Below are 23,912 nucleotides of genomic sequence, written 5' to 3'. Positions count from 1 at the left end.
AACACCGAGGTGGCTCCTGCCATGACAAACCGACCCTTGCAATTCCTGCGCCGAGGCCAGCCCGTGGCGCTGGGCAATGTACCACCCGACCGCACGCTGCTGGAGGTGCTGCGCGAAGACCTGGGCTGCACCGGCACCAAGGAGGGCTGCGGCGAAGGCGACTGCGGCGCCTGCACCGTGGTGCTGGGCGAGGCGAAGGGCGGCCGGGTGCACTACAGCGCGGTGAACAGCTGCATTCGCCTTGCGCATTCGGTGGATGGGATGGCGCTGTGGACGGTGGAGGATCTGGCGGAAGACCCGCTGATCCAGCCGGTACCCTCGACCCACAAACCGTCGCGAGCAGACGGCGGGCTAGGCGCACGGAGTGCAGGAACCGGGATGGACATGCAAGTCCATGAGGATTCCGACAAGCGGGAAGGAAAGGGGCCCGCCTCCCATTCCGGCGCAACGACGCCCCCCGTTCGCGCAGCAGGTTTGCACCCCGCACAAGAGGCGATGGTGCAGTGCCACGGCTCCCAATGCGGCTTCTGCACCCCCGGTTTTGTGATGAGCCTGTTCGGCATGTACCAGCGGCACATCGTCCCCATCTACACCTCTGGCTGCACCGCCCCGCCGACCCAGCCCATCACGCGCGAGCTGGCACAGGAAGAACTCTCCGGCAACCTGTGCCGCTGCACGGGCTACCGGCCCATCCTGGATGCAGCCCAGCAGATGGCCGCGCTGCCCCCCGTGGCCGTCAACGAAACGCTGTTGCTACAAAAATTAGATCAACTATCGCAAGCAGGACAAGCGCCAGGGCCTGATTCTTCATATATTTCGCCCACCCGCCTGCCCGATCTGCTGGCCGCACGCGCAGCACACCCCGACGCCCAGGTGGTAGCGGGCTGCACCGATGTGGGCCTGTGGGTGACCAAGCAGCACAAGCAGTTCGCGCGCATCCTCGACGTGACCCGTGTGGCCGAGCTGCGGCAAGTTCAGCAGGACGCGCACCACATCACCCTTGGCGCCGCGGTCACGCTGACCGATGCCTTTGCTGCGCTGACGGCGCAGTGGCCGCAACTGCACACCTTTGCCACCCGCTTTGCCGGCCTGCCCGTGCGCAACTCGGGCACGCTGGGCGGCAACGTGGCCAATGGCTCGCCGATTGGCGATTCGATGCCGCTCCTGATCGCCCTGCGGGCGGAGGTGGTGCTGGCCAGCACGCGTGGCGAACGCACGCTTCCGCTCGAGAAGCTGTACACCGGATACCGCCAGAACGTGATGGCGGCTGATGAGCTGTTGGTGCGCATCGTGGTGCCGCGGCCTGGGGTCACGGAGGCACTGCGCGCGTACAAGATTTCGAAACGGTTTGACGACGACATCTCGGCCGTGTGCCTCGTCATCAACCTCGACATCGAAGCGGACGTGGTGCGCCATGCCAGCATCGGCGCGGGCGGCGTGGCCGCCACACCGGCGCGTGCGCACCAGACCGAAGCAGCACTCACCGGCCAGCCCTGGACCGCCGAGACAGTGAAAAAGGCCGCAGCCGCATTGCAGGCCGAGTTCAACCCCATCTCGGACATGCGCGCCAGCGGCGCGTACCGCCGCACCGTGCTGGCCAGCCTGCTGCAACGCTTCTGGCTCGAGAGCCAGGGCGAAGAGACGGTGAGCGTAGAGAACTTCCGCCTGGAGGAAGCCGTATGAACCAGCGCGATACCCTTCCCTTGAGCCGCGATGCCGGGGACGACCCCATGGTGGCCGCGGCCGATGCCAAGGCGGCCGAGCCCCTGGCCGCCCGCGCGCCGGCAGCACCCACCCCAGCCTCCAGCCAGCGGGCCATGGGCCAGTCCCACATCCACGAAAGCGCCCGCGCGCAGGTGGCCGGCGCGGCCCACTACATAGACGACCTTCCCGAGGTCAAAGGCACGTTGTACGCAGCGCCCATCCTCTCCACCGTGGCCCACGGCCGCCTGAACGGCGTGGACGCCAGCGCGGCACTGGCCCTGCCCGGCGTGCGCGGCGTGGTGCTGTCGGCCGACGTGCCCGGCGACAAGCTGCTGGCTGCGTTTGCGCACGACGAGCCCGTGTTTGCCATCGACACGGTGCAGCACATCGGCCAGGTGATCGGCCTGGTGGTGGCCGAGTCGGTGATGCAGGCGCGCCGGGCCGTTCGGGCGGTCCAGCTCGACATCACGCCACTGCCGGCCGTGCTGTCGGTGCACGAGGCGCTCAAGGCCGAGAGCTACGTTCTGCCCCCCGTATTTGTGCGCCGGGGCGACGCTGCCACGGGCCTGGCGCAGTCGCCGCACCGCCTCAAAGGCGCCTTCGAGGTGGGCGGGCAGGAACACTTTTATTTAGAAGGCCAGATCGCCTACGCGCTGCCGCTGGAGCAAAAGCAGTGGTGGATCTATTCCAGCACCCAACACCCGGGCGAAGTACAGCACTGGGTGGCGCATGCTTTGGGCATCGACAACCACGCAGTGCGCGTGGAGTGCCGACGCATGGGCGGCGGCTTTGGCGGCAAGGAGACCCAGGCCGGGCACCTGGCCGTGTGGGCGGCCGTGGCCGCCCACAAGTTCGGCCGCGCCGTCAAGCTGCGGCTGGACCGCGATGAAGATTTCATGGTCACCGGCAAGCGCCACCCGTTTGCGTATGAATACGACGTGGGCTTTGACGGCACGGGCCGCATTACGGGCCTGAAGCTGCAAATGGCGGCCAACTGCGGCTTCAGCGCCGACCTGTCGGGCCCCGTGGCCGACCGCGCGGTCTTCCACAGCGACAACGCCTATTACCTGGGCGACGTGGAGATCGCGTCGTACCGCTGCAAAACCAACACGCAGAGCCATACCGCGTTCCGCGGTTTCGGCGGCCCGCAGGGCGTGATCGTGATCGAAGCCATCCTGGGCGACATCGCGCGCACGCTGGGCCTCGATGCGCAGGACGTGCGCCTGCGCAACCTGTACGGCAAGGACGCGGCTGAAGGCCGCAACGTCACCCACTACCAGATGACGGTGGAGGACAACATCCTTCATGCGCTGATGCCCCAGCTGGAGCGCGATGCCAACTACCGGGAGCGCCAGGCGGCGATTGCCGCGTGGAACGCCAAGAGTCCGGTTCTCAAGCGTGGCATGGCGATCACGCCGGTCAAGTTCGGCATCAGCTTCACGGCCACCTTGTTCAACCAGGCCGGCGCGCTGGTGCACGTGTACACCGACGGCAGCGTGCAGGTGAACCACGGCGGCACCGAGATGGGCCAGGGCCTGCACACCAAGGTGGCGCAGATCGTGGCCGACGAGCTGGGCCTGCCGCTGCACCGGGTGCTGGTCACGGCGAGCGACACCAGCAAGGTGCCCAACGCCAGCGCCACCGCGGCCAGCAGCGGCACCGACCTGAACGGCCGCGCCGCGCAGTTCGCGGCGCGCAACGTGCGCGACAACCTGGCGTCGTTTGTCGCCGGGCTCGACGGCTGCGGCGCGGGGGCGGTGCAGTTCAAGTGCGGCGCCGAAGGCGGCCAGGTGATCTCACCCAAGAAGGTGCGCGCGTTCGACGACGTGGTGAAGGAGGCGTATGCCAACCGCATCCAGCTGTGGAGCGACGGGTTTTATCGCACGCCCAAGATCCACTACGACAAAGCCACGCTCACGGGCCGGCCGTTTTATTACTTCAGCTATGGCGCAGCGTGCTCTGAGGTGGTCATCGACACCCTGACCGGCGAGAGCCGCGTGATCGCCGTGGACATCCTGCACGACGTGGGCCACAGCATCAACCCGGCCATCGACATCGGGCAGATCGAAGGCGGCTTTGTGCAGGGCATGGGCTGGCTGACCACGGAGCAGCTGGTGTGGACTGACAAGGGGTATCTGGCCACGCATGCGCCCAGCACGTACAAGATCCCGGCGACGGGCGATATTCCGGCGCACTTCAAGGTGGACCTGTGGCCCGAGGCGAACCGCGAGGACAACGTGGGGGGCAGCAAGGCGGTGGGGGAGCCGCCGTTCATGCTGGCGATCAGTGTGTATGAGGCGTTGCGCAATGCGGTGGCTGCGGGGCGGGGTGGTGGGGATACGACCGCGCCGGTGGTGTTGATGGCGCCGGCGACTGCGGAGAATGTGCTCCGGGCGTTGGGGCGGATGGGGGATTGATTTTTTTGGGCTCTGGCGCTTGTCTGGTAAGCGTTATTAGCTACTATTTTTGTAGCAGCCCATCTTCCGACGATCTGGTTGAGCTGATCTGTGCTCAGTTCGTTGTACGGTCGAAGGGGGACAGAGCAGTTGTCGTCTCTCCAACTGTTCGGGCTCAGCGTCTCGAAGCTGGGTGCTACCGCACCCGTTCGGGCTGAGCCTGTCGAAGCCGGGGCTCATGCGCTGATCTGGCGGCGTGCCTTTGCTGAGGCCGGAGGCCGGGAGTCGCCCGGCGTGCGAGTAACTTTCTTTTGGGTCGCCAAAAGAAAGTCACCAAAGAAAAGGCGACCCTACAGCCTGCGTCCCCACCCGCCCTGCGGGCGGGCGCGGCAACCTGCGGTGCTCGAGCGTGGGGCGCGCTGCGGAACTCGCTACGCGCTGCGCGCTCCGCTCAAACAGCCGCAGCGAGTCAGTTCACGAAGGCGTGTGTCCTTCGGCACACGCCCGCCCCCCGCCCTGCGCTCCTCGGCGCATCCTGAAGGGCACCCGGGAGCGGACATCCATACGGGCCATTGCTTCGCTCGGCCCCGAACGCGCTTGCGCTTCGCGCCGCGACCGCGAGGCCGAGCAACGCGATGGCCCGTGTGGCTGTTTGGAGGTTCGGCTGCCCAACCCCCTGCTGGCTGCGCCTGCGGCGGGGCGGTTGCGGGGTGAGCATGGGCGTCGGAGCGCCCATGCCTTGTGAACTGACTCGCCGCAGCTGTTCGAACGGAGCTGCGACGCAGCGCAGTGAGTTCTGCGGCGCACCCCGCAACCGCCTCGACGCAGGTTGCCCCGCAGCGAAGCGAAGGGGTCGCAGACTGGGGGTCGCCTTTTCTTTGGTGACTTTCTTTTGGCGACCCAAAAGAAAGTTACTCGCATGCCGGGCGACTCCCGGCCTCCGCCCTGAACGCGGGCATGCCTCTCAAACCAGCACACCCAGGCTTCGACAGGCTCAGCCCGAACGGTTTGGTGGTGCCCAGATTCGAAAAGCTCAGCCCAAACAGGTGAGAGCAAACGAATGAACGACGCACGAGTGACAGACGAACCAATCAGCTATCAAATTAATAGCTATTACAGCTTGATATACAAGCGCCAGAGCCCAAAAAACCTTCAAACCGGCCCCAACGCCATCCTCCCCGACGCAGTCGCCTGCCTCGCATGCCGCGTCTCCACCCGATTGCGCCCCGCCCGCTTCGCGTCATAACAAGCCATATCCGCCGCATACAACACCGACGGCACATCCTGCAAGCTCGCATCCAGCACCACCAGCCCAATGCTCACCCCCAGCGTAAAGCTGCGCCCCTGGTACGACGGCTCCCACGCCTGCACCGACGCGCGCAGCTGCTCGGCCACCGCTTGCCCCCGTGCCAGCGCGCACCCCGGCAGCACCACCGCAAACTCATCGCCCCCCAGCCGCGCAGCCCACCCCACCTGCCGCACCTGGGATTCAAGCAACCGGGCCACATGCCGCAGCACATCGTCCCCCGCGTCGTGGCCGGCAATGTCGTTCACCACCGTGAAGTGGTCCAGGTCCAGGAACAGCACCACCCCGTCGCCAGACGCCTCGCCATGGGCATCCGGCGCGCGCGGGCGGGCTGAGCGCTCGGCCAACAGCGCGCCCAGGCGCTCGTCGAAGGCGTTGCGGTTGTAGAGCTGGGTGAGCGCATCGTGGGCGCGCTCCCACACGTGCTGGGCCTGCGCTTCGCGCGCGGCGGTGATGTCCTCCAGGATCCACACCGTGCCGCCTGCCATTTCGTCGGGCTGCACGCCGCGCCCCTGCACCCGCGCCCACACCGGGCTGCCGTCCTTGCGCATGAAGCACACGTCGCCGTCAAACGCGCCATGCGCCGCAAACTCGGCCTGCACGCGGTCGTCCGCGCGCTCGTACTCCGCGTCGGTGGCGTACAGCGTGCGGGCCGGGCGGCCCTGCAGCTCGCCGGCCGTGTAGCCCAGCATCACGCAGGCCTGGCGCCCCACCACTTCCAGAATGCCGTGGCGCGAGATCACGATTCCCACCGAGGCGTTGTCCAGCACGGACTGGAACTGCCCTTCCAGCGTGGCTTTGTGCATCTGCTCGCGCTGGCCCTGCTGCGCCAGGCCCTGGAACACCTGCACCAGTTCGCCCACCTCGCCGCCAGCGCGCGGCCAGGCGATGCCGGCGGGCGGTGGTGCTGCGCTGGCCGCGTTCGAAGATGCGCCTGCCCCCGTGGCCACGGTCCCATCACGCCGCAGCATCTGGCGGGCGCTGTGGGTGAGATGGGCCAGTGGCTGGGCAAGCCAGGCCATCGTCACCACGGCCAGCAACATGCACAGCATCATGCTGGCGGCGGCCAGCCACCAGGCTTCGCGCTGCGCGCCCTGCAGCGGGGCCAGCAGCGCCTGCGACGGGCTCACCCGCGCCACGATCCATTGCGGCAAGGGCATGCCCGCCATGCTGACGATGTGCTCGGCCTCGACATGGGTGGCGCCGCGCCCGGCCACGGGCTGCGCCTGGTCCAGCCAGCGCGCGTACACGGGGGCCAAACCGGCCTCGTCACGCACCTTGCCCAGGATGCGTGCTGGGTTGGAGTGCGACAGGATGGTGCCGTCGCGCGTGAACACCACCAGCCGGGAGTCATCGCGCGCGGGCAGCGTCATCGACGGCGGCAGCAGGCCCTGCGACTGCAGGCGCAGCGCGCCGGCCACGACGCCCAGCACGGTGCCGTCCTCGCGGTGCAGCGGCATGGTGAACATCACGCGCGCATCACTGGTGCGGGCGGCAATGAGCTCAGAGACCAGCGGCTTGCCATCGATGAGCGTGCGGCGCAGCGCATCGCGCTCTGCGGGGTCCAGGTCGGCGGCTTTCTCGAGCCGGCCGGCGCGCAGGCTCATGCGCAGCTCGCCGTTGTCGCGCGCCACCTGCATGGCGTCAAAAAATTGCACCGCAGGCAGGCCCTGCTGCAGCAGCCACTCCAGGGTCGAGGGAGATTCGAGCATGCCCGGCGTGATGCCGGCGGCCACGGTGCGCAGCACCTTCTGGCTCTGCTCGATCTTGCTGGCCAGCAGGCGGGCCACGACTTCGACCTCGTCGGTCTGCTGGCTCACCACGCGTCGCATGGCCTCTTGCCCCGAGGCGCGGGTCACGAGCCAGGCCGACACGGCGCCCGACAACGCCACCGCCAGCACCGCCACCAGCACCAGGCGCCACACCAGCGCACCCGGCACGTACCAGCCCTGGGCGTCATGCTGCGGCGTCTGCAGCAGCGTCGGCGCGGGCGGGGCAGGTGGTTTCATGGGCACTCCGCTGGGGGAGCACCCCGGCAGTGACAGGGCGTGGCGTTGGGCATCGGGACGACGGATCAGACCGGCTGGTCCCAACAAATATACGCAGCCCCCGCGCCTAGGCGCTTGGGTACAACCCTCAGTCAACGCCATCCAGCCCACGGAAAAACCCGCAGGGAGAAACCCTGAGTGAGGGCGCTGCGCGGGCCACGACGCCGCGCCGTCGCCGCGGCATTGTCCGCAGGCTCAGCAGCCAGCCATGGACTGCAGCGCCCGCGGATGCGGCAGGTTCATCACATTGCCGGTGCCTTGGATGAGCCCCAGCTCGCGCAGATGGCGCAGCACGCGCGAGAAGGTCTCGGGCGCGATTCCCAACTGGGCCGCAATCAACCGCTTGCGCAGGTGCAGTGTCACTTGCATGGCGCCGCTGGGGGCCGGCTCGGCGTGTTGAAGCAGCCACTGCGCGCAGCGCGATTCGGCGTCTTGCGCCAGCCGGCTCACGGCCAGCTCGGACTGCTGGCGGTAGCCCTGGGCCATGTCCAGCAGCAGGCCACGCGCGCCGGCAGGCATGTCGGCCAGGCTGCGCTGAAACGCTTCAATGGGCAGGCGGCGCAGCCGCAGCGGGGTGTCGGCCACCATGTCCACCGGGAACGGCTGCCCCAGCAGCGCCGACGCGGCGTCGAGCCAGAACGGCCCTTCCACAGCCCCGAGCTGGTGGCGCAGAAACCCATCGTCGAGCACGCCGCGCAGCACGCGGCCGCTCTCCAGGTGCAGCACCGATGTCAGTACCTCATTGCGCCGGCGCAGCACTTCCCCCGCGGGGACGACCTCGGTGTGGGCAGGCAGGGAGAAGCAGGTGGAGGGCAGCATGGAACCGACTGTGCCGCGCCGGTGGCGGCGGTGCATTGCGCAAGATCAAACGGGCGTCGCGCCGCACGACCGCGCCGTGCCTGGGTTGAGGCAGCACACAGGACGGTGACGACCCGTGCACCCCGCCAGAAGCACGTCCCGTCCCGCACCGGCTGGGACAAGCTCCGCCCGCTCAGCTTGGCGGCATGCAGTCGCCAGGCGCAAGTCCGCCACCTGGACCTAATCGTGACAGTCTGTAACCAGGCTGTCACACCCGACCGATATCGTGGCCCCTTGCCCAGAGACCATCACCCCACTGCGATGCACACCACCCCATCGAGCCGGCTGGACGCCATGATGGCGCTGCTGTCCCCGGCCGCGCGCCAGGGCACCGGCCCGCTGGCCACGCTCATGCGTGCGGGCGGGCTGCACTGCGTGTTCCAGCCGCTGGCGGACTTGCGCGAAGGCAGCGTCTATGCCCATGAGGCCCTGATCCGCGGACCCGAGGGCACACCCCTGCACAGCCCCGATACCCTGCTGGACCTCGCCCGGCGCGAGCGCATCCTGCAGGATTTCGAATTGCTGTGTGTGTTCACCGCGCTGCAGCAGTGGGGCCAGCACGATGCGCCGGGGCGCCTGTTTGTCAACATCAGCGCCGACGCGCTGGTGCACGGCGTGGCCCTGGTGGGCGCCGACAAGCTGGGCGAGACGGTGCGCAGCTTTGGCATGAGCGCCCGCATGCTGGTGCTGGAGATCACCGAGCACGAGCGCGTGAGCGACATGCCGCTGCTGCGCCAGGCCATCAAGGCAGTGCATGCCTGCGGCGCGCGCATGGCACTGGATGATTTTGGCGATGGCCGATCCAGCCTGCGGCTGTGGTCCGAGGTGAAACCCGACTTCGTGAAGATCGACAAATACTTCATCCGCGAAATCAGCGACCACCCCGAAAACCTGCAAATGCTGCAGGCCATCAAGGGCATCGCCGATGTGTTCGGCACCACGCTGATTGCCGAGGGCATCGAAACACGCGACGACCTGCGTGCGCTGCGCGACCTGGACATCCCCTACGGCCAGGGCTGGCTGCTGGGCCGGCCGGCGCCGGCCCCGCGCGACGCGGTGGACGGCCCGGCAATGGAAGTGATGCAGGACCGCCGCGTGGCCGTGCTGCCCCACCTGGGCCAGACCGCGCGACCGGGCATCCTGCGCAGCCTGCTGGTGGTGCAGGCCCCCACGGCCGCGCCCGCCACCAGCAACGACGCTGTGGCCGCCATGTTCCATGAACGCACCGACCTGCATGCGCTGGCGGTGGTGGACGGAACCCGCCCCGTGGCGCTCATCAACCGCCAGCAGTTCATGAACCACTACGCCACGCTGTACTTCCGCGAAGTGCACGGCCGCAAACCGTGCCTGGCGTTCGCCAACCAGGCCCCGCGCGTGGTCGAACTGGACTGCGACGTGGACCAGCTGGTGGGCATCCTCACCTCGCAAGACCAGCGCTACCTGAGCGACGGCTACATCGTGACCGACAACGGCCGCTACCTGGGCCTGGGCACAGGCGACCAGCTGGTGCGAGCCGTGACGGAGACCCGCATCGAGGCCGCGCGCCACGCCAATCCGCTGACCTTTTTGCCCGGCAACATCCCCATCAGCCTGCACATGCAGCGGCTGCTGGACCACCAGACCGAGTTTGTTGCCTGCTATGCCGACCTGAACAACTTCAAGCCTTTCAACGACCACTACGGCTACTGGCGTGGTGACCAGATGATTCGCCTGGTGGCGCGCCTGGCCACGGCGCACTGCGATGCGCGCCGCGACTTCGTCGGCCACGTCGGCGGAGACGACTTCATGCTGATCTTTCAGAGCAACAACTGGCTGCAGCGCTGCAAGAACATCGTGGACGAATTCGCGCGCGAGGCGCTCACGCTGTTTGACGACGCGGCTCGGCAGGCCGGAGGTATCCAGGCGGAGGACCGCCACGGGGTGCCGCGGTTTTTTCCGTGCACCACGCTGGCCATCGGCGCGGTGCGCATCACGCCCGGGCGCTACCGGCACGCGGAGGAGGTAGCCAATCTCGCAGCCGCCGCCAAACGCGAGGCCAAGCAATCCTCCAGCGGAGTGGTGCTGCACGGTGGTGGTGCGGACTCGGTCCTGGGTGGCCTGACGGCCAGCCGGGCGCTGCAGGATGCGCTGGCGGCGTAGGGGATACGCAGAGACAGAACCAAGGCCAAGGCTACGGGCTTGAGGGGGGATCACACTGCAGGATGCCGCGCATGGGAGACAGAAGCCTGCCATTGCCGTCCTGCTGGCGGCTATGCTCACGGCTTCGTGGGCTGCAGGCGGCCAGGAGCGCACAAATGTCGAGACGTCTTATCGAGGTGGAATTGACCATCGACGGTCGTGCAACGATGCCCGTCCTGACCGGAGGTATCTATCGTCCGCATCTGCGCGTGGAAGACGGCGAATACCTCGGGGTCTCGTTTGTTGATGGCTCGCAGGCGCGTCCCGCGTTGCTAGCCCGTGCCTTAGCTGCTCTGGTGTACGAACCCGGCGTCGATTACTCCGCATTGGCGGTTGGTACTCATTTCGAAGTTTTTGAGGGCCCGAAGGTCGTGGGATCTGGCCGGGTCTTGCGAGGCCCGTTCACCGCCTAGTCGATGTCACAGGTTCTGCGGGATACGTTAGGTCAAGCGCTTTGGAACAGCAGATAAAAGGGAGAGCTTCTGTGGAGACTCAAAAAAAAACCTTTGGCGAAACGGCACTGCGTGTCTTCCTTCACATCTCCATCTTTGTGATTCTCCTACCGACGCTTTTCGTCGTCGCAATAGTGGCCTCATTCTTAAGTCAACCTGGCTTCGTCCAAGACGGGAGCCCTAACGGAAACTTCTACGCGGTTCTCTGCGGAGTAGCCATTGCAGCAACTTTTGGCGCACTGCTCTTCAGCAAACGGGTCAAGGCCATCACCCGAACAAGTACGGGTTCGTTAGTTGTCGGGACTGCCGCCACAGCCTTCCTGTCTATTGCCGGTGTAGCAGCACTTGTCGGCGGACTGATCTGGCTTCTCGTCTGGGTCTTTTCAGCGGGATGGTGCAATCCACGCTGCTGATGGATCGACCGACACGCAGGCATATGCAAGCTGCACAAAAATGTTTAACGCTTCGAAAGGAGCGTTTGTCCCTTGGGTTTGCGTTGCAATCGCGTTAGGCCACAGATGAACCCTTTCGCTCACCTCCCGTGAAAATTCCAACCCTTGCCACCGATCGCCTGCTGCTGCTTCCACCTGAAGCGGCCTGTGAAGACATCTACCAGCGCTTCTACACAGATGCGAACGCATCACGAGCCTATGGCGGCCCCTTGTCACCAGCGGCCGCGTGGACGAGATTGGCTAGCGACATAGGAAGCTGGTACCTGCAAGGATTTGGGGTCTGGGCCATTCAGAGGCGCAAGGAGGGCGACTTCATTGGAGTGTGTGGGTTCTGGCAAGGCCAGGGTTGGCCTCGCGAGCTGACGTGGTGGCTCGTGCCCGAGGCCCGGGGCGGGGGCTTTGCTCGCGAGGCATCTCTCGCGGCGGTCGCTCATGCTTACGAGGCTTTCCGGTGGGAGTCGGTCGAAACATACATGAACGATGAAAACGAATCAGCCCGTGCATTGGTTCTCCGCCTGGGCGGCGTGAAGACGGACAGGCGCTTGTTTCCCGACAATCTGGAGAGAGATGTGTTCCGCGTTCCCAACCCCGCTGCAGCCTGACCTTCAGCCCGCCGGACTAAGGTCTCGCGTCGTCGCGCCGGTGACGTCAACAGTTGAACGTCTGCATTCACTCTTTCTTCAGTGGTGGCTCCAGACCGAACCCTGCCAATGAGCCACTGCACTCCGCAAACCTCAAGGCCCCGTCGCTGCACCCGCCTCGAACCAGCGCTTGAAGAGCGCGCGCTCGGCATCGGTCATGCCGGTGGCATTGTTCATGGGCATGAGTTTTTGCACCACCACCTGCTGGTAGATGGCCTGCGCGTGTTGCTTGACGCCGGCGGGCGAATCCAGCCGCACGTTCTTCATCTGCAACTGCTCGCCATGGCAGCTGGTGCAGCGTTGCGCCAGCACGGGTTGCAAGGATTGATAACCAAATTGGCCGCCAGCGCTTGATGGTATTGCGCCATTAGCTCCTAAAACAGGAGCATTCACGGTGGGAGCCGCAGTGGGGGCCGCCACCGGTGCGGGCCGCATCCAGACGATGGCGCCCACGATCACCGCCACACCCACCAGTGCGTAGGGCAGCGGGTTGCCATTGCGGCCCAGCTTGTAGCCGTGGCGCATGACGAAGAACTGCCGAATGGCCGCGCCCGCAAACATCATGAGGATGAGCACCAGCCAGTTTTGCGGATGGCCCCAGGTGAAGCTGTAGTGATTGCTCAGCATCGCAAACAGCACGGGCAGCGTGAAGTAGGTGTTGTGCACGCTGCGCTGCTTGCCGCGCTTGCCGTGGATCGGGTCCACGTCCTGGCCGGTGCGGATCTGGCGTATCACGGTGCGCTGGCCCGGGATGATCCAGAAGAACACGTTGGCGCTCATGGCCGTGGCGATCATCGCGCCTACCAGCAAGAAGGCCGCGCGCCCGGCAAACCAGTGGCAGGCCAGCCAGGACGCGATGCACACCAGCCCAAACACCAGTGCGCCCACGATGGCGTCGCCGTTTTTCTTCTGGCCGAAGATGCGGCAGATCGCGTCGTACAGCAGCCAGAACACTACAAAGAACGCCAGCGCCACCACGATGGCCGTGGCGGGCGCCCAGTCCATGCGCGACTTGTCGATGAGGTAGGTGCTGGCGCTGTACAGATAGGACACCGTGAACAGCGCAAAGCCGCTGATCCAGGTGCTGTAGCTTTCCCAGAAGAACCAGTGCAGGTGTTTGGGCAGCTGCGGGGGCGACACCGCGAATTTGACCGGGTGGTAGAACCCGCCGCCATGCACGGCCCAGAGCTCGCCGGAGACGCCCTGCTTTTTCAGGTCTTCGTCCTCGGGCGGCGTGAGGCTGCTGTCCAGAAAAACGAAGTAAAACGACGAGCCAATCCAGGCGATGGCAGTGATGACGTGGACCCAGCGCAACAGCAGGTTGGCCCAGTCGAGAAAGTAGCTTTCCATATCTCAACCTTGGTGGCGCGTGTGCGCCACAAACCTGCTCACCACTGCGGGCGCTCTGAGCAGAAATAAAGGTCGCGCACCTTGGCCAGGAAGCGGGTCTGGCCGGGGCACCGCTGCGACCCATGAATCGGTGAAAAGTGTATGCAGGATTTGTTCCCGGCTCCAGCCCTGCCGCGGAGCTGATGGGCCGTGGTTACCCTGAGGTCGCTCCTCCACCATCACCCAGCGTCCGCAGCACCTGGGCCGCCACAGCCACAGCGATGACTTCGGGCTCCTTGCCGGTAATGCCAGGAATGCCGATGGGGCAGGTAACGTGGGCCAGTTCCTCTTGCGCAAAGCCGCGCCCGTGCAGGCGGTTCGAGAAAGTCGCCCATTTAGTCTTGCTGCCGATAAGGCCAATGAACGGCAGGTCCTGCCGCTCCCGCTGGCGTCGCAGGCAGGCGGCCACCACGTCCAGGTCTTCGGCATGGCTGAAGCTCATGATCAGCACGCGGGTGCCCGGAGCCAGCCCCGGCACCGCCATCTGCACCGGGTCGGAATGCTCGCAGGCCACGCCGCTGGGCGCCGGTTGCGGAAAGATCCCGTCGCGGCTGTCGATCCAGGTGAGCGCGAACGGCAGCGGCGCCAGCACCCGCGCCAGCGCATGCCCCACATGCCCGCCGCCGAACAGCGCCACCGGGTGCCGGCGGGGCGCAAGGCGCTCGGCCAACGTGGGCGCATCCGCGGCGGTCAGCAGCTCGAACGCCAGATGCACTACCCCGCCGCAGCATTGGCCCAGCGCCGGGCCGAGTGCAAAGCGCAGGGGCCCGGCGCCGGACGCCGGCATGCCCGACAGGCGGCGGCGCGCCTCGGCGATGGCCTGGTGCTCCAGGTGCCCTCCACCGATGGTCCCCACCAACCTATCGGCGAACACGGCCATCCAGGTCCCGGATTCACGGGGCACCGACCCTTGGGTAGACTCCACCCTGACCAGGCACACCGGGCCGGCCGCAAGGCCTTCCAGCAACAAGCGCAAGTGTTCCACCGCCATCGTCCTTTCGTTATGCCCTGCAGCGCTGCCTGAACAGCGCCTTCGGCCACCCACCACGAGCCCGCCCACCATGTCCAACACCCCGCCCCCAGGCCCCACCGGCAAGCGCAGCCACTGGCTGCTGGCAGGCATCATGGCCGCAGGCGCGGCCCTGGTAGCCGCCTGCAGGTCGGGCCCTGAGCCTACCCCCACGCCCGCGCCAGAGAGCCGCTCGCCGTCTGCCCCGGACGCCCCGGCTGTGAAGGGCCCCGTGCCCGCAACCGCCGGCTCGGCCCGCGCCTCTGCCGCCGCCACGCCCAAAGCCTACCGCCAGGACGGGGCCACGCACCTGTACGGCCTCAACAGCGAACGCATCTTCAAGGGCAAGCTGCCGCCGCAGCTCTACGCCATTGGCGTGCTCGAGGTGGACATCGACCGCACCGGCAAGGTCCTGCGCCTGAACTGGCTGCGCGCCCCGCGCCACGCGCCCGAGGTGGTCAAGGAAATCGAGCGCACCGTGCGCGCCGCAGCGCCCTTTCCTGCGCCCACGCGCCTGGGCAAGGTCACCTACACAGAAACCTGGCTGTGGGACAAGAGTGGTAATTTCCAACTGGACACCCTGACCGAGGGGCAGCTTTAAAAAGATAGCCTCTAGCGCTTGATTGCATGGGGTCTCAGGTTCTTTTGGCCTGAAACCTGCACCCGGCAAGCGCTACCAGCTATCCATTTCATAGCGATCAAGATCCCCTGTAGGTCGAATAGCTCCACGGGCTCACCAGCAGCGGCACGTGGTAGTGCTGGTCGGCATGCGCAATGCCGAAGTCCAGATTCACCTGATTTAGGAAGTTGGGCTCGGGCAGTTGCACGCCACGGGCCTTGAAGTACCCCGCCACGTCAAAGCGCAGCCGGTAGGTGCCGGTGCGCAGGCTCGCGTTGTCGAACAGCGGCGCATCGCTGCGGCCGTCTTGGTTCAACACCAGGCGTTTGATCAGGGTCACGGTGTCGCCCTCAGTGGCGTACAAGGCGACCTCCATGCCAGCGGCAGGGCAGCCGTTCATGGTGTCCAGAACGTGGGTGCTCAATCCCATGGGGAATCTCCTGAAGTGGGGCACGGCCTATCGGAGAGGGTGTCACAGGCGCGGCGTGTAGACCAAAAGTGTATACACTTTTCGCCAATCCACCGTATCATGCCGCCATGGAATCCTCCTCCACCAGTGCGATTGTCGAGGCGTTGACCCGTGCCATCGTGGAGCACCGCTTGCAGCCCGGCACCAAGCTGGCCGAGCAGAAGCTCGCCGACCACTTCGGCGTGTCGCGCACGCTGGTGCGCCAGGCGCTGTTTCAGCTGGCACAGAACCGACTGGTCACGCTGGAGCCCGCGCGCGGCGCGTTCGTGTCCACCCCGTCGGTGGAAGAAGCCCGCCAGGTATTTGCTGTGCGCCGCATGCTCGAGACCGAGATGACCCGCGCCTTCGTGCAGAGCGTGCCCCCCGCCAAGATCAAGGCCTTGCGCGCCCACGTGGCCAGCGAGAAGGCCGCCATGGGCACGGCCGATGCCAGCAGCCGCACCGAGCTGCTGGGCGACTTTCACGTGCGCATGGCCGAGCTCATGGGCAACGAGGTGCTGGCGCAGATGCTGGGCGACCTGATCTCGCGCTGCGCGCTCATCACGCTGATGTACCAGTCGGCCAGCGCGGCCGAGCACTCCCACGAGGAACATGGCGACATCGTGGCGGCCCTCGCCGCACGCGACGAGGCCCTGGCCGTGTCGCTGATGCAGGCCCACCTGGAACACGTGGAAGCCAGCCTGACCTTCGACCGCAAGCGCCCGGCCAGCGACCTGGCCGCCGCGCTCAGCGCGTGACATTCCCGTCCGTGACATGACCCCTTGAATCCCGACGCCCATGATCTACGACTCCACCCAGCCCTACCCCCGCGACCTCATCGGCTACGGCAAGACCCCGCCCCACGCGCAGTGGCCGGGCGGTGCGCGCATCGCCGTGCAGTTTGTGCTGAACTACGAAGAAGGCGGCGAGAACGCCGTGCTGCACGGCGATGCGGGCAGCGAGCAGTTCCTGTCCGAAATGTTCAACCCCGCGAGCTACCCCGAGCGGCACATGAGCATGGAAGGCATCTACGAATACGGCTCGCGGGCCGGCGTGTGGCGCATCCTGCGCGAATTCGAAAAGCGCAAGCTGCCGCTAACGGTGTTCGGTGTGTCGAGCGCGCTGCAGCGCCACCCCGAGCTCACCCAGGCCTTCGTGCAACTCGGCCACGAGATCGCCTGCCACGGCCTGAAGTGGATCCACTACCAGCACATCCCTGAAGAAGTCGAGCGTGCCCACATGGCCGAAGCCATGGAGATCATCCAGCGCATGACCGGACACAGGGCCCTGGGTTGGTACACCGGCCGCGACAGCCCCAACACCCGCCGCCTGGTGGCCGACTTCGGCGGCTTCGAGTACGACAGCGACTACTACGGCGACGACCTGCCGTTCTGGATGGACGTGAAGAAGAGCAACGGAGCCACCGTGCCCCAGCTCATCGTGCCGTACACGCTCGACTGCAACGACATGCGCTTTGCGCTGCCGCAGGGCTACTCGCACGCGGACCCGTTTTTCCGATACCTGAAGGACACGTTCGACGCGCTGTATGCCGAAGGCGACCCGGCCGGCGACAACGCGCCCAAGATGATGAGCATCGGCATGCACTGCCGCCTGCTCGGGCGCCCCGGCCGCATCACGGCGCTGCAGCGTTTCCTGGACCACATCGGGCAGCACAGCGACGTGTGGGTGTGCCGCCGCATCGACATCGCGCGCCACTGGAAACAGGCGCACCCCTACCCTTCACAGAAAGCAGGCTGACCCATGGCCCTGACCCTGGAACAACTCAACACGGCCGGTGCGGCGGAGGCCCTGCAGCTGCTGGACGGCCTGTACGAGCACTCGCCTTGGATCGCCGAGCAGGCGCTGGCGCAGCGGCCCTTCCGCTCGCTGGCCCACCTGCAGCACGCCATGGCCCAGGCCGTGCGCACGGCAGGGCAGGAAGCGCAGCTGACCCTCATCCGCGCCCACCCCGAACTCGCGGGCAAGGCCATGGTGGCGCAGAACCTCACGGCCGAGTCCACCAACGAGCAGAGCAAGGCAGGCCTCACGCAGTGCACACCCGAAGAGTTCGAGCGCATCCAGGCGCTCAACGCCGCCTACAACGAGCGCTTCGGCTTCCCCTTCATCCTGGCGGTGCGCGGTCCGCGTGGCACGGGCCTGGCCAAGCAGGAAATCATCGACACCTTTGCGCGCCGCCTGGACAACCACCCCGAGTTCGAGCTGGCTGAGGCCCTGCGCAACATCCACCGCATCGCCGAGATCCGCCTGAACGACAAGTTCGCCGCCGAGCCCCTGCTGGGCAACGACGTGTGGGACTGGCAGGAAAAGCTGGCCGAACACTCCGACCCCGGCTTCGCCGAAAAGGGCCAGCTCACCGTCACGTATCTGACCGACGCGCACCGCGCCTGCGCCCAGCGCATCAGCCACTGGATGCGCGACTGCGGCTTTGACGAAGTGGAAGTGGACGCCGTGGGCAACGTGGTGGGCCGCTACCACCCCGCCACTGATGGGGCCCGCTACCTCATCACCGGGTCGCACTACGACACGGTGCGCAACGGCGGCAAGTACGACGGCCGCCTGGGCATCTTCGTGCCCATGGCCTGCGTGCGCGAACTGCACCGCGCCGGCCGGCGCCTGCCCTTCGGCATCGAGGTGGTGGGATTTGCCGAAGAAGAAGGCCAGCGCTACAAGGCCACCTTCCTCGGCTCGGGCGCGCTCATCGGCGACTTCAACCCCGTCTGGCTGGACCAGAAGGACGTGGACGGCGTGACCATGCGCGCGGCCATGCAGCACGCGGGCCTGTGCATCGACGACATTCCCAAGCTGCAGCGCGACCCCGCGCAGTACCTGGGCTTTATCGAAGTGCACATCGAGCAGGGCCCGGTGCTCAACGAGCTGGACCTGCCCCTGGGCGTGGTCACCTCCATCAACGGCAGCGTGCGGTTTCTGTGCGAGATGATCGGCACCGCCAGCCACGCCGGCACCACCCCCATGGACCGCCGCCGCGACGCAGCCGTGGCCGTGGCAGAGCTGGCGCTGTACGTGGAGCAGCGCGCCGCGCAGGACGGCGACTCGGTGGGCACCATCGGCCAGTTGCAGGTGCCTGCAGGCTCCATCAACGTGGTGCCCGGTCGCTGCCAGTTCAGCCTCGACCTGCGCGCGCCCACCGACACGCAGCGCGATGCGCTGGTGAGCGACGTGAAAGAGCAGCTTGCCAGGATCGCCGCCCGCCGCGGCCTGCGCTACACGCTGGAAGAATCCATGCGCGCCGCCGCCGCACCCAGCGCACCCGCGTGGCAGCACCACTGGGAACGCGCCGTAGACACGCTGGGCGTGCCCGTGTTCCGCATGCCCAGCGGGGCGGGACACGATGCGATGAAGCTGCACGAAGTCATGCCCCAGGCCATGCTGTTTGTGCGCGGCCAGAACTCCGGCATCAGTCACAACCCGCTGGAAAGCACCACCAATAACGATATTCAGCTGGCCGTGGACGCCTTCACCCAGGTCCTGCTCCAACTTGCCGAGGAACAACAACCATGACGACGAACACCCCACAGAACTACGCCGCGCTGGACGCCTGGATCGACCAGCACTTCGACGAGGAAGTGCGCTTTCTGCAGGCCCTGGTGCGCGTGCCCACCGACACGCCACCCGGCAACAACGCACCGCACGCCGAGCGCACCGCCGAGCTGCTCAAGGACTTCGGCTACGAGGCCGAGAAACATGCTGTACCCACCGCCGATGTGTTGGCCTACGGCATGGAGTCCATCACCAACCTCATCGTGCGCAGGCCGTACGGAGACGGCGGCAAGACCATTGCCCTGAACGCCCACGGCGACGTGGTGCCCCCGGGCGAAGGCTGGACACACGACCCCTACGGCGCGGAGATTGTGGACGGCGCCATGTACGGCCGCGCCACCGCGGTTAGCAAGAGCGACTTTGCAAGCTTTACCTTCGCGGTGCGCGCGCTCGAAGCCGTCGCCAAGCCCGCCCGGGGCGCGGTGGAGCTGCACTTCACCTACGACGAGGAATTCGGCGGCGAACTCGGCCCCGGCTGGCTGCTTGAGAAGGGCTTGACCAAGCCCGACCTGATGATCGCCGCCGGCTTCAGCTACGAAGTGGTCACCGCTCACAACGGCTGCCTGCAGCTGGAAGTGACCGTGCACGGCAAGATGGCCCACGCCGCCGTGCCCCACACCGGCGTGGACGCATTGCAGGGAGCGGTGCACATCCTGAACGCGCTGTATGCGCAGAACGACGAGTACAGGAAGGTCACGTCCAAAGTCGAAGGCATCAAGCACCCGTACCTGAACGTGGGCCGCATCGAGGGCGGCACCAACACCAACGTCGTGCCCGGCAAGGTGATATTCAAGCTCGACCGCCGCATGATCCCCGAAGAGAACCCGGTGGAAGTGGAAGCCGCCATCCGCCGCATCATCGAGCAGGCAGCGGGCGAGCGCGCGGGCATCAGCGTCGACATCAAGCGCCTGCTGCTGGCCAACGCGATGACGCCGCTGGCCGGCAACCAGCCGCTGGTGGACGCCATCCAGAAGCACGCGCAGGCCGTGATCGGCGAGCCCGTGCCTGCCGTGGGCACACCGCTGTACACCGACGTGCGCCTGTATGTGGAGCGCGGCATCCCGGGCGTGATCTACGGTTCCGGCCCGCGCACCGTGCTCGAATCGCACGCCAAGCGTGCCGACGAGCGCCTGCAGCTCGAGGACCTGCGCCGCGCCACGAAGGTGATTGCGCGCTCGCTGAGTGACCTGCTCGCCTGACCTTGCAACGCTTTGACGATCTCGCACGGATTCGCGTTCAATCATTCAACACCCCCATACCGTTCGGGCTGAGCCTGTCAAAGCCTCGCGCGGCGCTTCGACAGGCTCAGCGTGAACGGTTTTGTATTTTCGAAGGCAGCTGGTGTCAGTCCGTAAGCTCGGCAATGCCAGCTGCGCATCACTGCCCCGCTGCAGTGTCATGGCTGGGTGGCCATGTGCGACGCATTGACCGGCCTACACTGTCGCGGGCGCATCCCTACAACGGGTGCGCCCGTTTTGATTTGCGCCCCTAACAACACCGGAGATATGCAATGAACATTCGCCAAACGCTGCTTGCTGGCAGCGTCGCGCTGGCCCTGGCCAGCCTCACCGCCTGCGGCAGCACGCCGCCTGCCGTTACCGCAGCACCCGCCCCCGCCGTACAGCAAACGGCCTCGGCCCAGGCCGCCAGCGCCGCGTACGACTTCGACATGGACGTGTTCCACCCCGTGGTGGCGCGCAACGGCATGGTCGCCACCGAGCAAGAGCTGGCCTCGCAGATCGGCCTCGACATCCTGAAGGCCGGTGGCAACGCGGTGGACGCGGCCGTGGGCATCGGTTTTGCGCTGGCCGTGGCCCTGCCCAATGCGGGCAACCTGGGCGGCGGCGGATTCATGATGGTGCACGACGCCAAGACCGGCAAGAGCGTGGCCCTGGACTTCCGCGAAGTGGCGCCCATCAAGGCCACGCGCGACATGTACCTCGATGCCAAGGGCAACGTGGTGGACGGCAAGTCGCTGTACACCCACTACGCCGTGGGCGTGCCCGGCACCGTGGCCGGCATGGAGCACGCGCTCAAGACATGGGGCACGCTGCCGCTGTCGCGCGTGATCGCACCCGCCATCGAGCTGGCCGACAAGGGCTTCCCGGTCAGCGAAACGCTGGCCAAGATCCTGCAGCAGGAAAAGAAGAACATGGGCAACTGGCCCGCCACCCAGGCCATCTTCTGGAAGAACGGCGAGCCGCTGAAAGTGGGTGACCCGCTGGTGCAGAAAGACCTGGCCCAGTCCATGCGCCTGATCGGCCAGCAGGGCGCCAAGGCGTTTTACGAAGGCGAGATCGCCCAGAAGATCGCGGCCGAAATGGCGCCGCACGCCGGAGCCCTGACGCTGCAGGACCTGCGCGAGTACAAGGTGGCCGAGCGCGTGCCCACGCGCGGCACCTACCGCGGTTATGAGATCGTGACCATGCCGCCACCCTCCTCCGGTGGCCCGCACCTGGTGCAGATCCTGAACATGTTGGAGCCCCTGCCCCTGGCCCAGTGGGGCCCCAACAGCGCGCAGACCATCCACTACATGGCCGAGAGCATGAAGCTCGCGTACGCCGACCGCGCCGAGTACCTGGGCGACCCGGACTTCGTGAAGATCCCGCTCAAGGGCCTGACCTCGAAGCGCTACGCCGCATCGCTGGCCAAGGGCATCGACGAGAAGACCGCGCGCTCGGGCAAAAGCATCAAGCCCGGCCAGCCCCAGCCGTATGAGAGCGACCAGACCACCCACTACTCGGTGGTGGACAAGGCTGGCAACGCCGTGGCCGTGACGTACACGCTGAACACCAACTTCGGCAGCGGCATCGTCGCCAAGGGCACGGGCATCCTGCTGAACAACGAGATGGACGACTTCTCAGCCAAGCCCGGGGTGGCCAACGCCTACGGCCTGGTCGGCGGCGACGCCAACGCGGTGGCGGCCAAGAAGCGCCCCCTGTCGTCGATGACGCCCACCCTGGTATTGAAGGATGGCAAGCCCACCCTGGTGACCGGCAGCCCCGGCGGCGCGCGCATCATCACCACGGTGCTGCAGACGGTGGTCAACACCATCGACTTCGGCATGAACCCCGCCGAAGCCGCTGCCGCACCGCGTGTGCACCACCAGTGGACGCCCGATGAGCTGCGCGTGGAAAAGGGCCTGTCGCCCGACACCATCGCCCTGCTCAAGCAGCGCGGCCACAACATCGCCGTGAAACCATCGATGGGCCGCACGCAGACGATTCAGATCCGTGGAGGCGCGCTGTATGGGTACTCGGACCCGCGCAATCCGGACGGGAAGACGCTGGGGTACTGATTGCTACTATATTCATAGCTACTAGCGCTTGATAGATAAGCGCTAGAGGCCATTTCAATGCAAAATCCCGCTCGCCGTAAAGGCCAGCGGGATTTTTTTATACCCTCGCCGCGTCCCAGCCCCGCTGCCACTTTTCACACGGCGCGCGGGCTGCAGCACGGCCCGCTACAAGATCAGCAGTGCCCGAAAGTCGTTGACGTTCGTGTGCGTCGGCCCCGTGATGACGAGGTCGCCCAGCGCATCAAAGTACCCATAGGCATCGTTGCGGTCCAGGTGGTCCGCAATGCGCAGGCCCTGCGCGGCGGCGCGCGCCAGGGTGTCGGGCGCGACGCGGGCACCGGCGTTGTCTTCCACGCCGTCGACGCCATCGGTGTCTGCCGCCAGCGCCCACACACCCTCCTGCCCTTGCAGTGCTTGCGCGAGGCCCATGCAGAACTCGCCCGCACGCCCGCCCCGGCCCTTCGGGGCCCCAGGTGGCCGCTGCCGCACCGTGACGGTGGTCTCACCGCCCGAGAGGATCACGCAGGGCCGCGGAAACGGCTGGCCGTGGCGCGCCACGGCCCGCGCCAGCGCTGCATGCACCTTGCCCACCTCACGCGATTCGCCTTCGATTTCGTCGGAGAGGATGTACGCCGGCACGCCCGCCGCCCGCGCGGCTTCGGCCGCAGCTTCCAGTGACTGCTGGGGCGTGGCCGTCATGTGCACGGCATGGCCTGCGAAGACGGCGTCGCCGGGCTTGGGGGTTTCCAAATCACCCGCCTCCAATGCTGCGCGCACGCTGGCCGGGATGTCGATGCGGTAGCGCGCCAGGATGCGCAGCGCATCGGCGCAGGTGGTGGCGTCGGGCACCGTGGGGCCGCTGGCGATCACCGAGGGATCGTCGCCGGGCACATCGCTGATGGTGAGCGTGACCACGCGCGCGGGTGCGCAGGCAGCGGCAAGCCGCCCGCCCTTGATGCGCGAGAGGTGCTTGCGCACGCAGTTCATCTCGTCGATGGCAGCGCCGCTCTCCAGCAGCGCCTTGTTGATGCGCTGCTTGTCTTCGAGCGTGAGACCGTCGGCCGGCAGCGTGAGCAGGGCGGAGCCGCCGCCCGAGATCAGACACAACACCAGATCGTTTTCCGTCAGATCCTGGGTAAGCGCCAGGATGCGCTGCGCCGCGTCGAGACCTGCGGCGTCGGGCACGGGGTGCGCGGCCTCGACCACCTCGATGCGTTGCGGCAGACCTTCGGGCCGCGGCGGCGTGTGGTGGTAGCGCGTGACGACCAGGCCGGACAGCGGCGCATCGGCCGGCCACAGAGCCTCCACGGCCTGCGCCATCGCGCCCCCGGCCTTGCCCGCGCCCAGCACCAGGGTGCGGCCACCGCTTTCGGGCGTAGGCGGGGCGGGCAGAAAGGCGGCGGTGTTGTGCAGGGGCAGCGCGCGGCGCACGGCGACGCGGTACAGGTATTCGAGGAACTCGCTGCTCTGGCGAACCGGATCGGGCACGGGGTGGTGGGATGGGGCTGGGGTCATGGTGTGTCTCCGCGGGCGAT

The 23,912-nt window shown here is 66.8% G+C and carries 18 protein-coding genes; 12 read left to right on the top strand and 6 right to left on the bottom strand.

Annotated elements, in window-relative coordinates; genetic code table 11:
• Positions 1–21 precede the first annotated feature (21 nt).
• Both ACSQ3Q_RS06275 and xdhB read left to right on the top strand, forming a co-directional pair.
• On the top strand, positions 22–1,683 hold the full coding sequence (locus ACSQ3Q_RS06275) for a xanthine dehydrogenase small subunit (RefSeq protein ID WP_436133544.1): 1,662 nt from the start codon (positions 22–24) through the stop codon (positions 1,681–1,683).
• A complete protein-coding gene (xdhB, locus tag ACSQ3Q_RS06270; protein ID WP_436133543.1) occupies positions 1,680–4,121 on the top strand; it encodes a xanthine dehydrogenase molybdopterin binding subunit in 2,442 nt (813 codons plus the stop codon). Before ACSQ3Q_RS06275 ends, xdhB begins: the two co-directional genes overlap by 4 nt.
• Positions 4,122–5,252: 1,131 nt before the next feature.
• Here xdhB and ACSQ3Q_RS06265 read toward each other — a convergent pair.
• Positions 5,253–7,415 (bottom strand): diguanylate cyclase domain-containing protein, encoded by a 2,163-nt coding sequence (locus ACSQ3Q_RS06265; protein ID WP_436133542.1) that lies wholly within the window; start codon positions 7,413–7,415, stop codon positions 5,253–5,255.
• A 234-nt stretch (positions 7,416–7,649) separates the two neighbouring features.
• Positions 7,650–8,273, bottom strand: a complete 624-nt coding sequence (locus ACSQ3Q_RS06260) for a Crp/Fnr family transcriptional regulator (protein ID WP_436133541.1) — start codon at positions 8,271–8,273, stop codon at positions 7,650–7,652.
• Positions 8,274–8,573: 300 nt separating this feature from the next.
• Here ACSQ3Q_RS06260 and ACSQ3Q_RS06255 point away from each other — a divergent pair, with 300 nt between their 5' ends.
• The 4 genes from ACSQ3Q_RS06255 to ACSQ3Q_RS06240 all read left to right on the top strand — a co-directional run bounded on the left by ACSQ3Q_RS06255 (position 8,574) and on the right by ACSQ3Q_RS06240 (position 11,996).
• On the top strand, positions 8,574–10,451 hold the full coding sequence (locus ACSQ3Q_RS06255; protein WP_436133540.1) for an EAL domain-containing protein: 1,878 nt from the start codon (positions 8,574–8,576) through the stop codon (positions 10,449–10,451).
• Between the two features lie 155 nt (positions 10,452–10,606).
• Entirely contained in the window at positions 10,607–10,903 is a 297-nt protein-coding gene (locus ACSQ3Q_RS06250) for a hypothetical protein (RefSeq protein ID WP_436133539.1), read from the top strand.
• Between the two features lie 71 nt (positions 10,904–10,974).
• Positions 10,975–11,355 (top strand): hypothetical protein, encoded by a 381-nt coding sequence (locus ACSQ3Q_RS06245; protein WP_436133538.1) that lies wholly within the window; start codon positions 10,975–10,977, stop codon positions 11,353–11,355.
• Between the two features lie 128 nt (positions 11,356–11,483).
• Positions 11,484–11,996 (top strand): GNAT family N-acetyltransferase, encoded by a 513-nt coding sequence (locus tag ACSQ3Q_RS06240; protein WP_436133537.1) that lies wholly within the window; start codon positions 11,484–11,486, stop codon positions 11,994–11,996.
• Positions 11,997–12,128: 132 nt separating this feature from the next.
• Here ACSQ3Q_RS06240 and ACSQ3Q_RS06235 read toward each other — a convergent pair whose 3' ends face one another.
• Complete coding sequence (locus ACSQ3Q_RS06235; protein ID WP_436133536.1) at positions 12,129–13,385, bottom strand: urate hydroxylase PuuD; 1,257 nt, start codon at positions 13,383–13,385, stop codon at positions 12,129–12,131.
• Positions 13,386–13,578: 193 nt separating this feature from the next.
• Positions 13,579–14,409, bottom strand: a complete 831-nt coding sequence (xdhC, locus tag ACSQ3Q_RS06230; RefSeq protein WP_436133535.1) for a xanthine dehydrogenase accessory protein XdhC — start codon at positions 14,407–14,409, stop codon at positions 13,579–13,581.
• 139 nt (positions 14,410–14,548) lie between these two features.
• Here xdhC and ACSQ3Q_RS06225 point away from each other — a divergent pair, with 139 nt between their 5' ends.
• A complete protein-coding gene (locus ACSQ3Q_RS06225) occupies positions 14,549–15,034 on the top strand; it encodes a hypothetical protein (protein WP_436136948.1) in 486 nt (161 codons plus the stop codon).
• A gap of 97 nt (positions 15,035–15,131) precedes the next feature.
• On the opposite strand, the gene uraH is transcribed toward ACSQ3Q_RS06225, so the two are convergent.
• Positions 15,132–15,482 carry a hydroxyisourate hydrolase gene (uraH, locus tag ACSQ3Q_RS06220; protein ID WP_436133534.1) on the bottom strand — a complete coding sequence of 117 codons (351 nt, stop codon included), beginning with the start codon at positions 15,480–15,482 and terminating at the stop codon, positions 15,132–15,134.
• A 107-nt stretch (positions 15,483–15,589) separates the two neighbouring features.
• On the opposite strand from uraH, the gene ACSQ3Q_RS06215 reads away from it, so the two are divergent.
• The 5 genes from ACSQ3Q_RS06215 to ggt all read left to right on the top strand — a co-directional run bounded on the left by ACSQ3Q_RS06215 (position 15,590) and on the right by ggt (position 22,377).
• Complete coding sequence (locus ACSQ3Q_RS06215; protein WP_436133533.1) at positions 15,590–16,258, top strand: GntR family transcriptional regulator; 669 nt, start codon at positions 15,590–15,592, stop codon at positions 16,256–16,258.
• 40 nt (positions 16,259–16,298) lie between these two features.
• Entirely contained in the window at positions 16,299–17,258 is a 960-nt protein-coding gene (puuE, locus tag ACSQ3Q_RS06210; RefSeq protein ID WP_436133532.1) for an allantoinase PuuE, read from the top strand.
• 3 nt (positions 17,259–17,261) lie between these two features.
• On the top strand, positions 17,262–19,040 hold the full coding sequence (uraD, locus tag ACSQ3Q_RS06205) for a 2-oxo-4-hydroxy-4-carboxy-5-ureidoimidazoline decarboxylase (protein ID WP_436133531.1): 1,779 nt from the start codon (positions 17,262–17,264) through the stop codon (positions 19,038–19,040).
• The gene (locus ACSQ3Q_RS06200; RefSeq protein ID WP_436133530.1) at positions 19,037–20,278 is read left to right on the top strand and encodes a M20 family metallopeptidase; all 1,242 of its coding nucleotides are present in this window, start codon (positions 19,037–19,039) and stop codon (positions 20,276–20,278) included. The genes uraD and ACSQ3Q_RS06200 overlap by 4 nt, the downstream gene beginning before the upstream one ends.
• A gap of 311 nt (positions 20,279–20,589) precedes the next feature.
• Positions 20,590–22,377 (top strand): gamma-glutamyltransferase, encoded by a 1,788-nt coding sequence (gene ggt, locus ACSQ3Q_RS06195; RefSeq protein WP_436133529.1) that lies wholly within the window; start codon positions 20,590–20,592, stop codon positions 22,375–22,377.
• Positions 22,378–22,542: 165 nt separating this feature from the next.
• On the opposite strand, the gene ACSQ3Q_RS06190 is transcribed toward ggt, so the two are convergent.
• Positions 22,543–23,892, bottom strand: a complete 1,350-nt coding sequence (locus ACSQ3Q_RS06190) for a glycerate kinase type-2 family protein (RefSeq protein ID WP_436133528.1) — start codon at positions 23,890–23,892, stop codon at positions 22,543–22,545.
• Between the last annotated feature and the right edge of the window lie 20 nt (positions 23,893–23,912).

The organism is Acidovorax sp. LjRoot129, assembly GCF_964253765.1.
In the GTDB taxonomy this organism is placed as follows: domain Bacteria; phylum Pseudomonadota; class Gammaproteobacteria; order Burkholderiales; family Burkholderiaceae_C; genus Acidovorax.
This window is presented reverse-complemented; position numbering and strand designations above follow the sequence as displayed.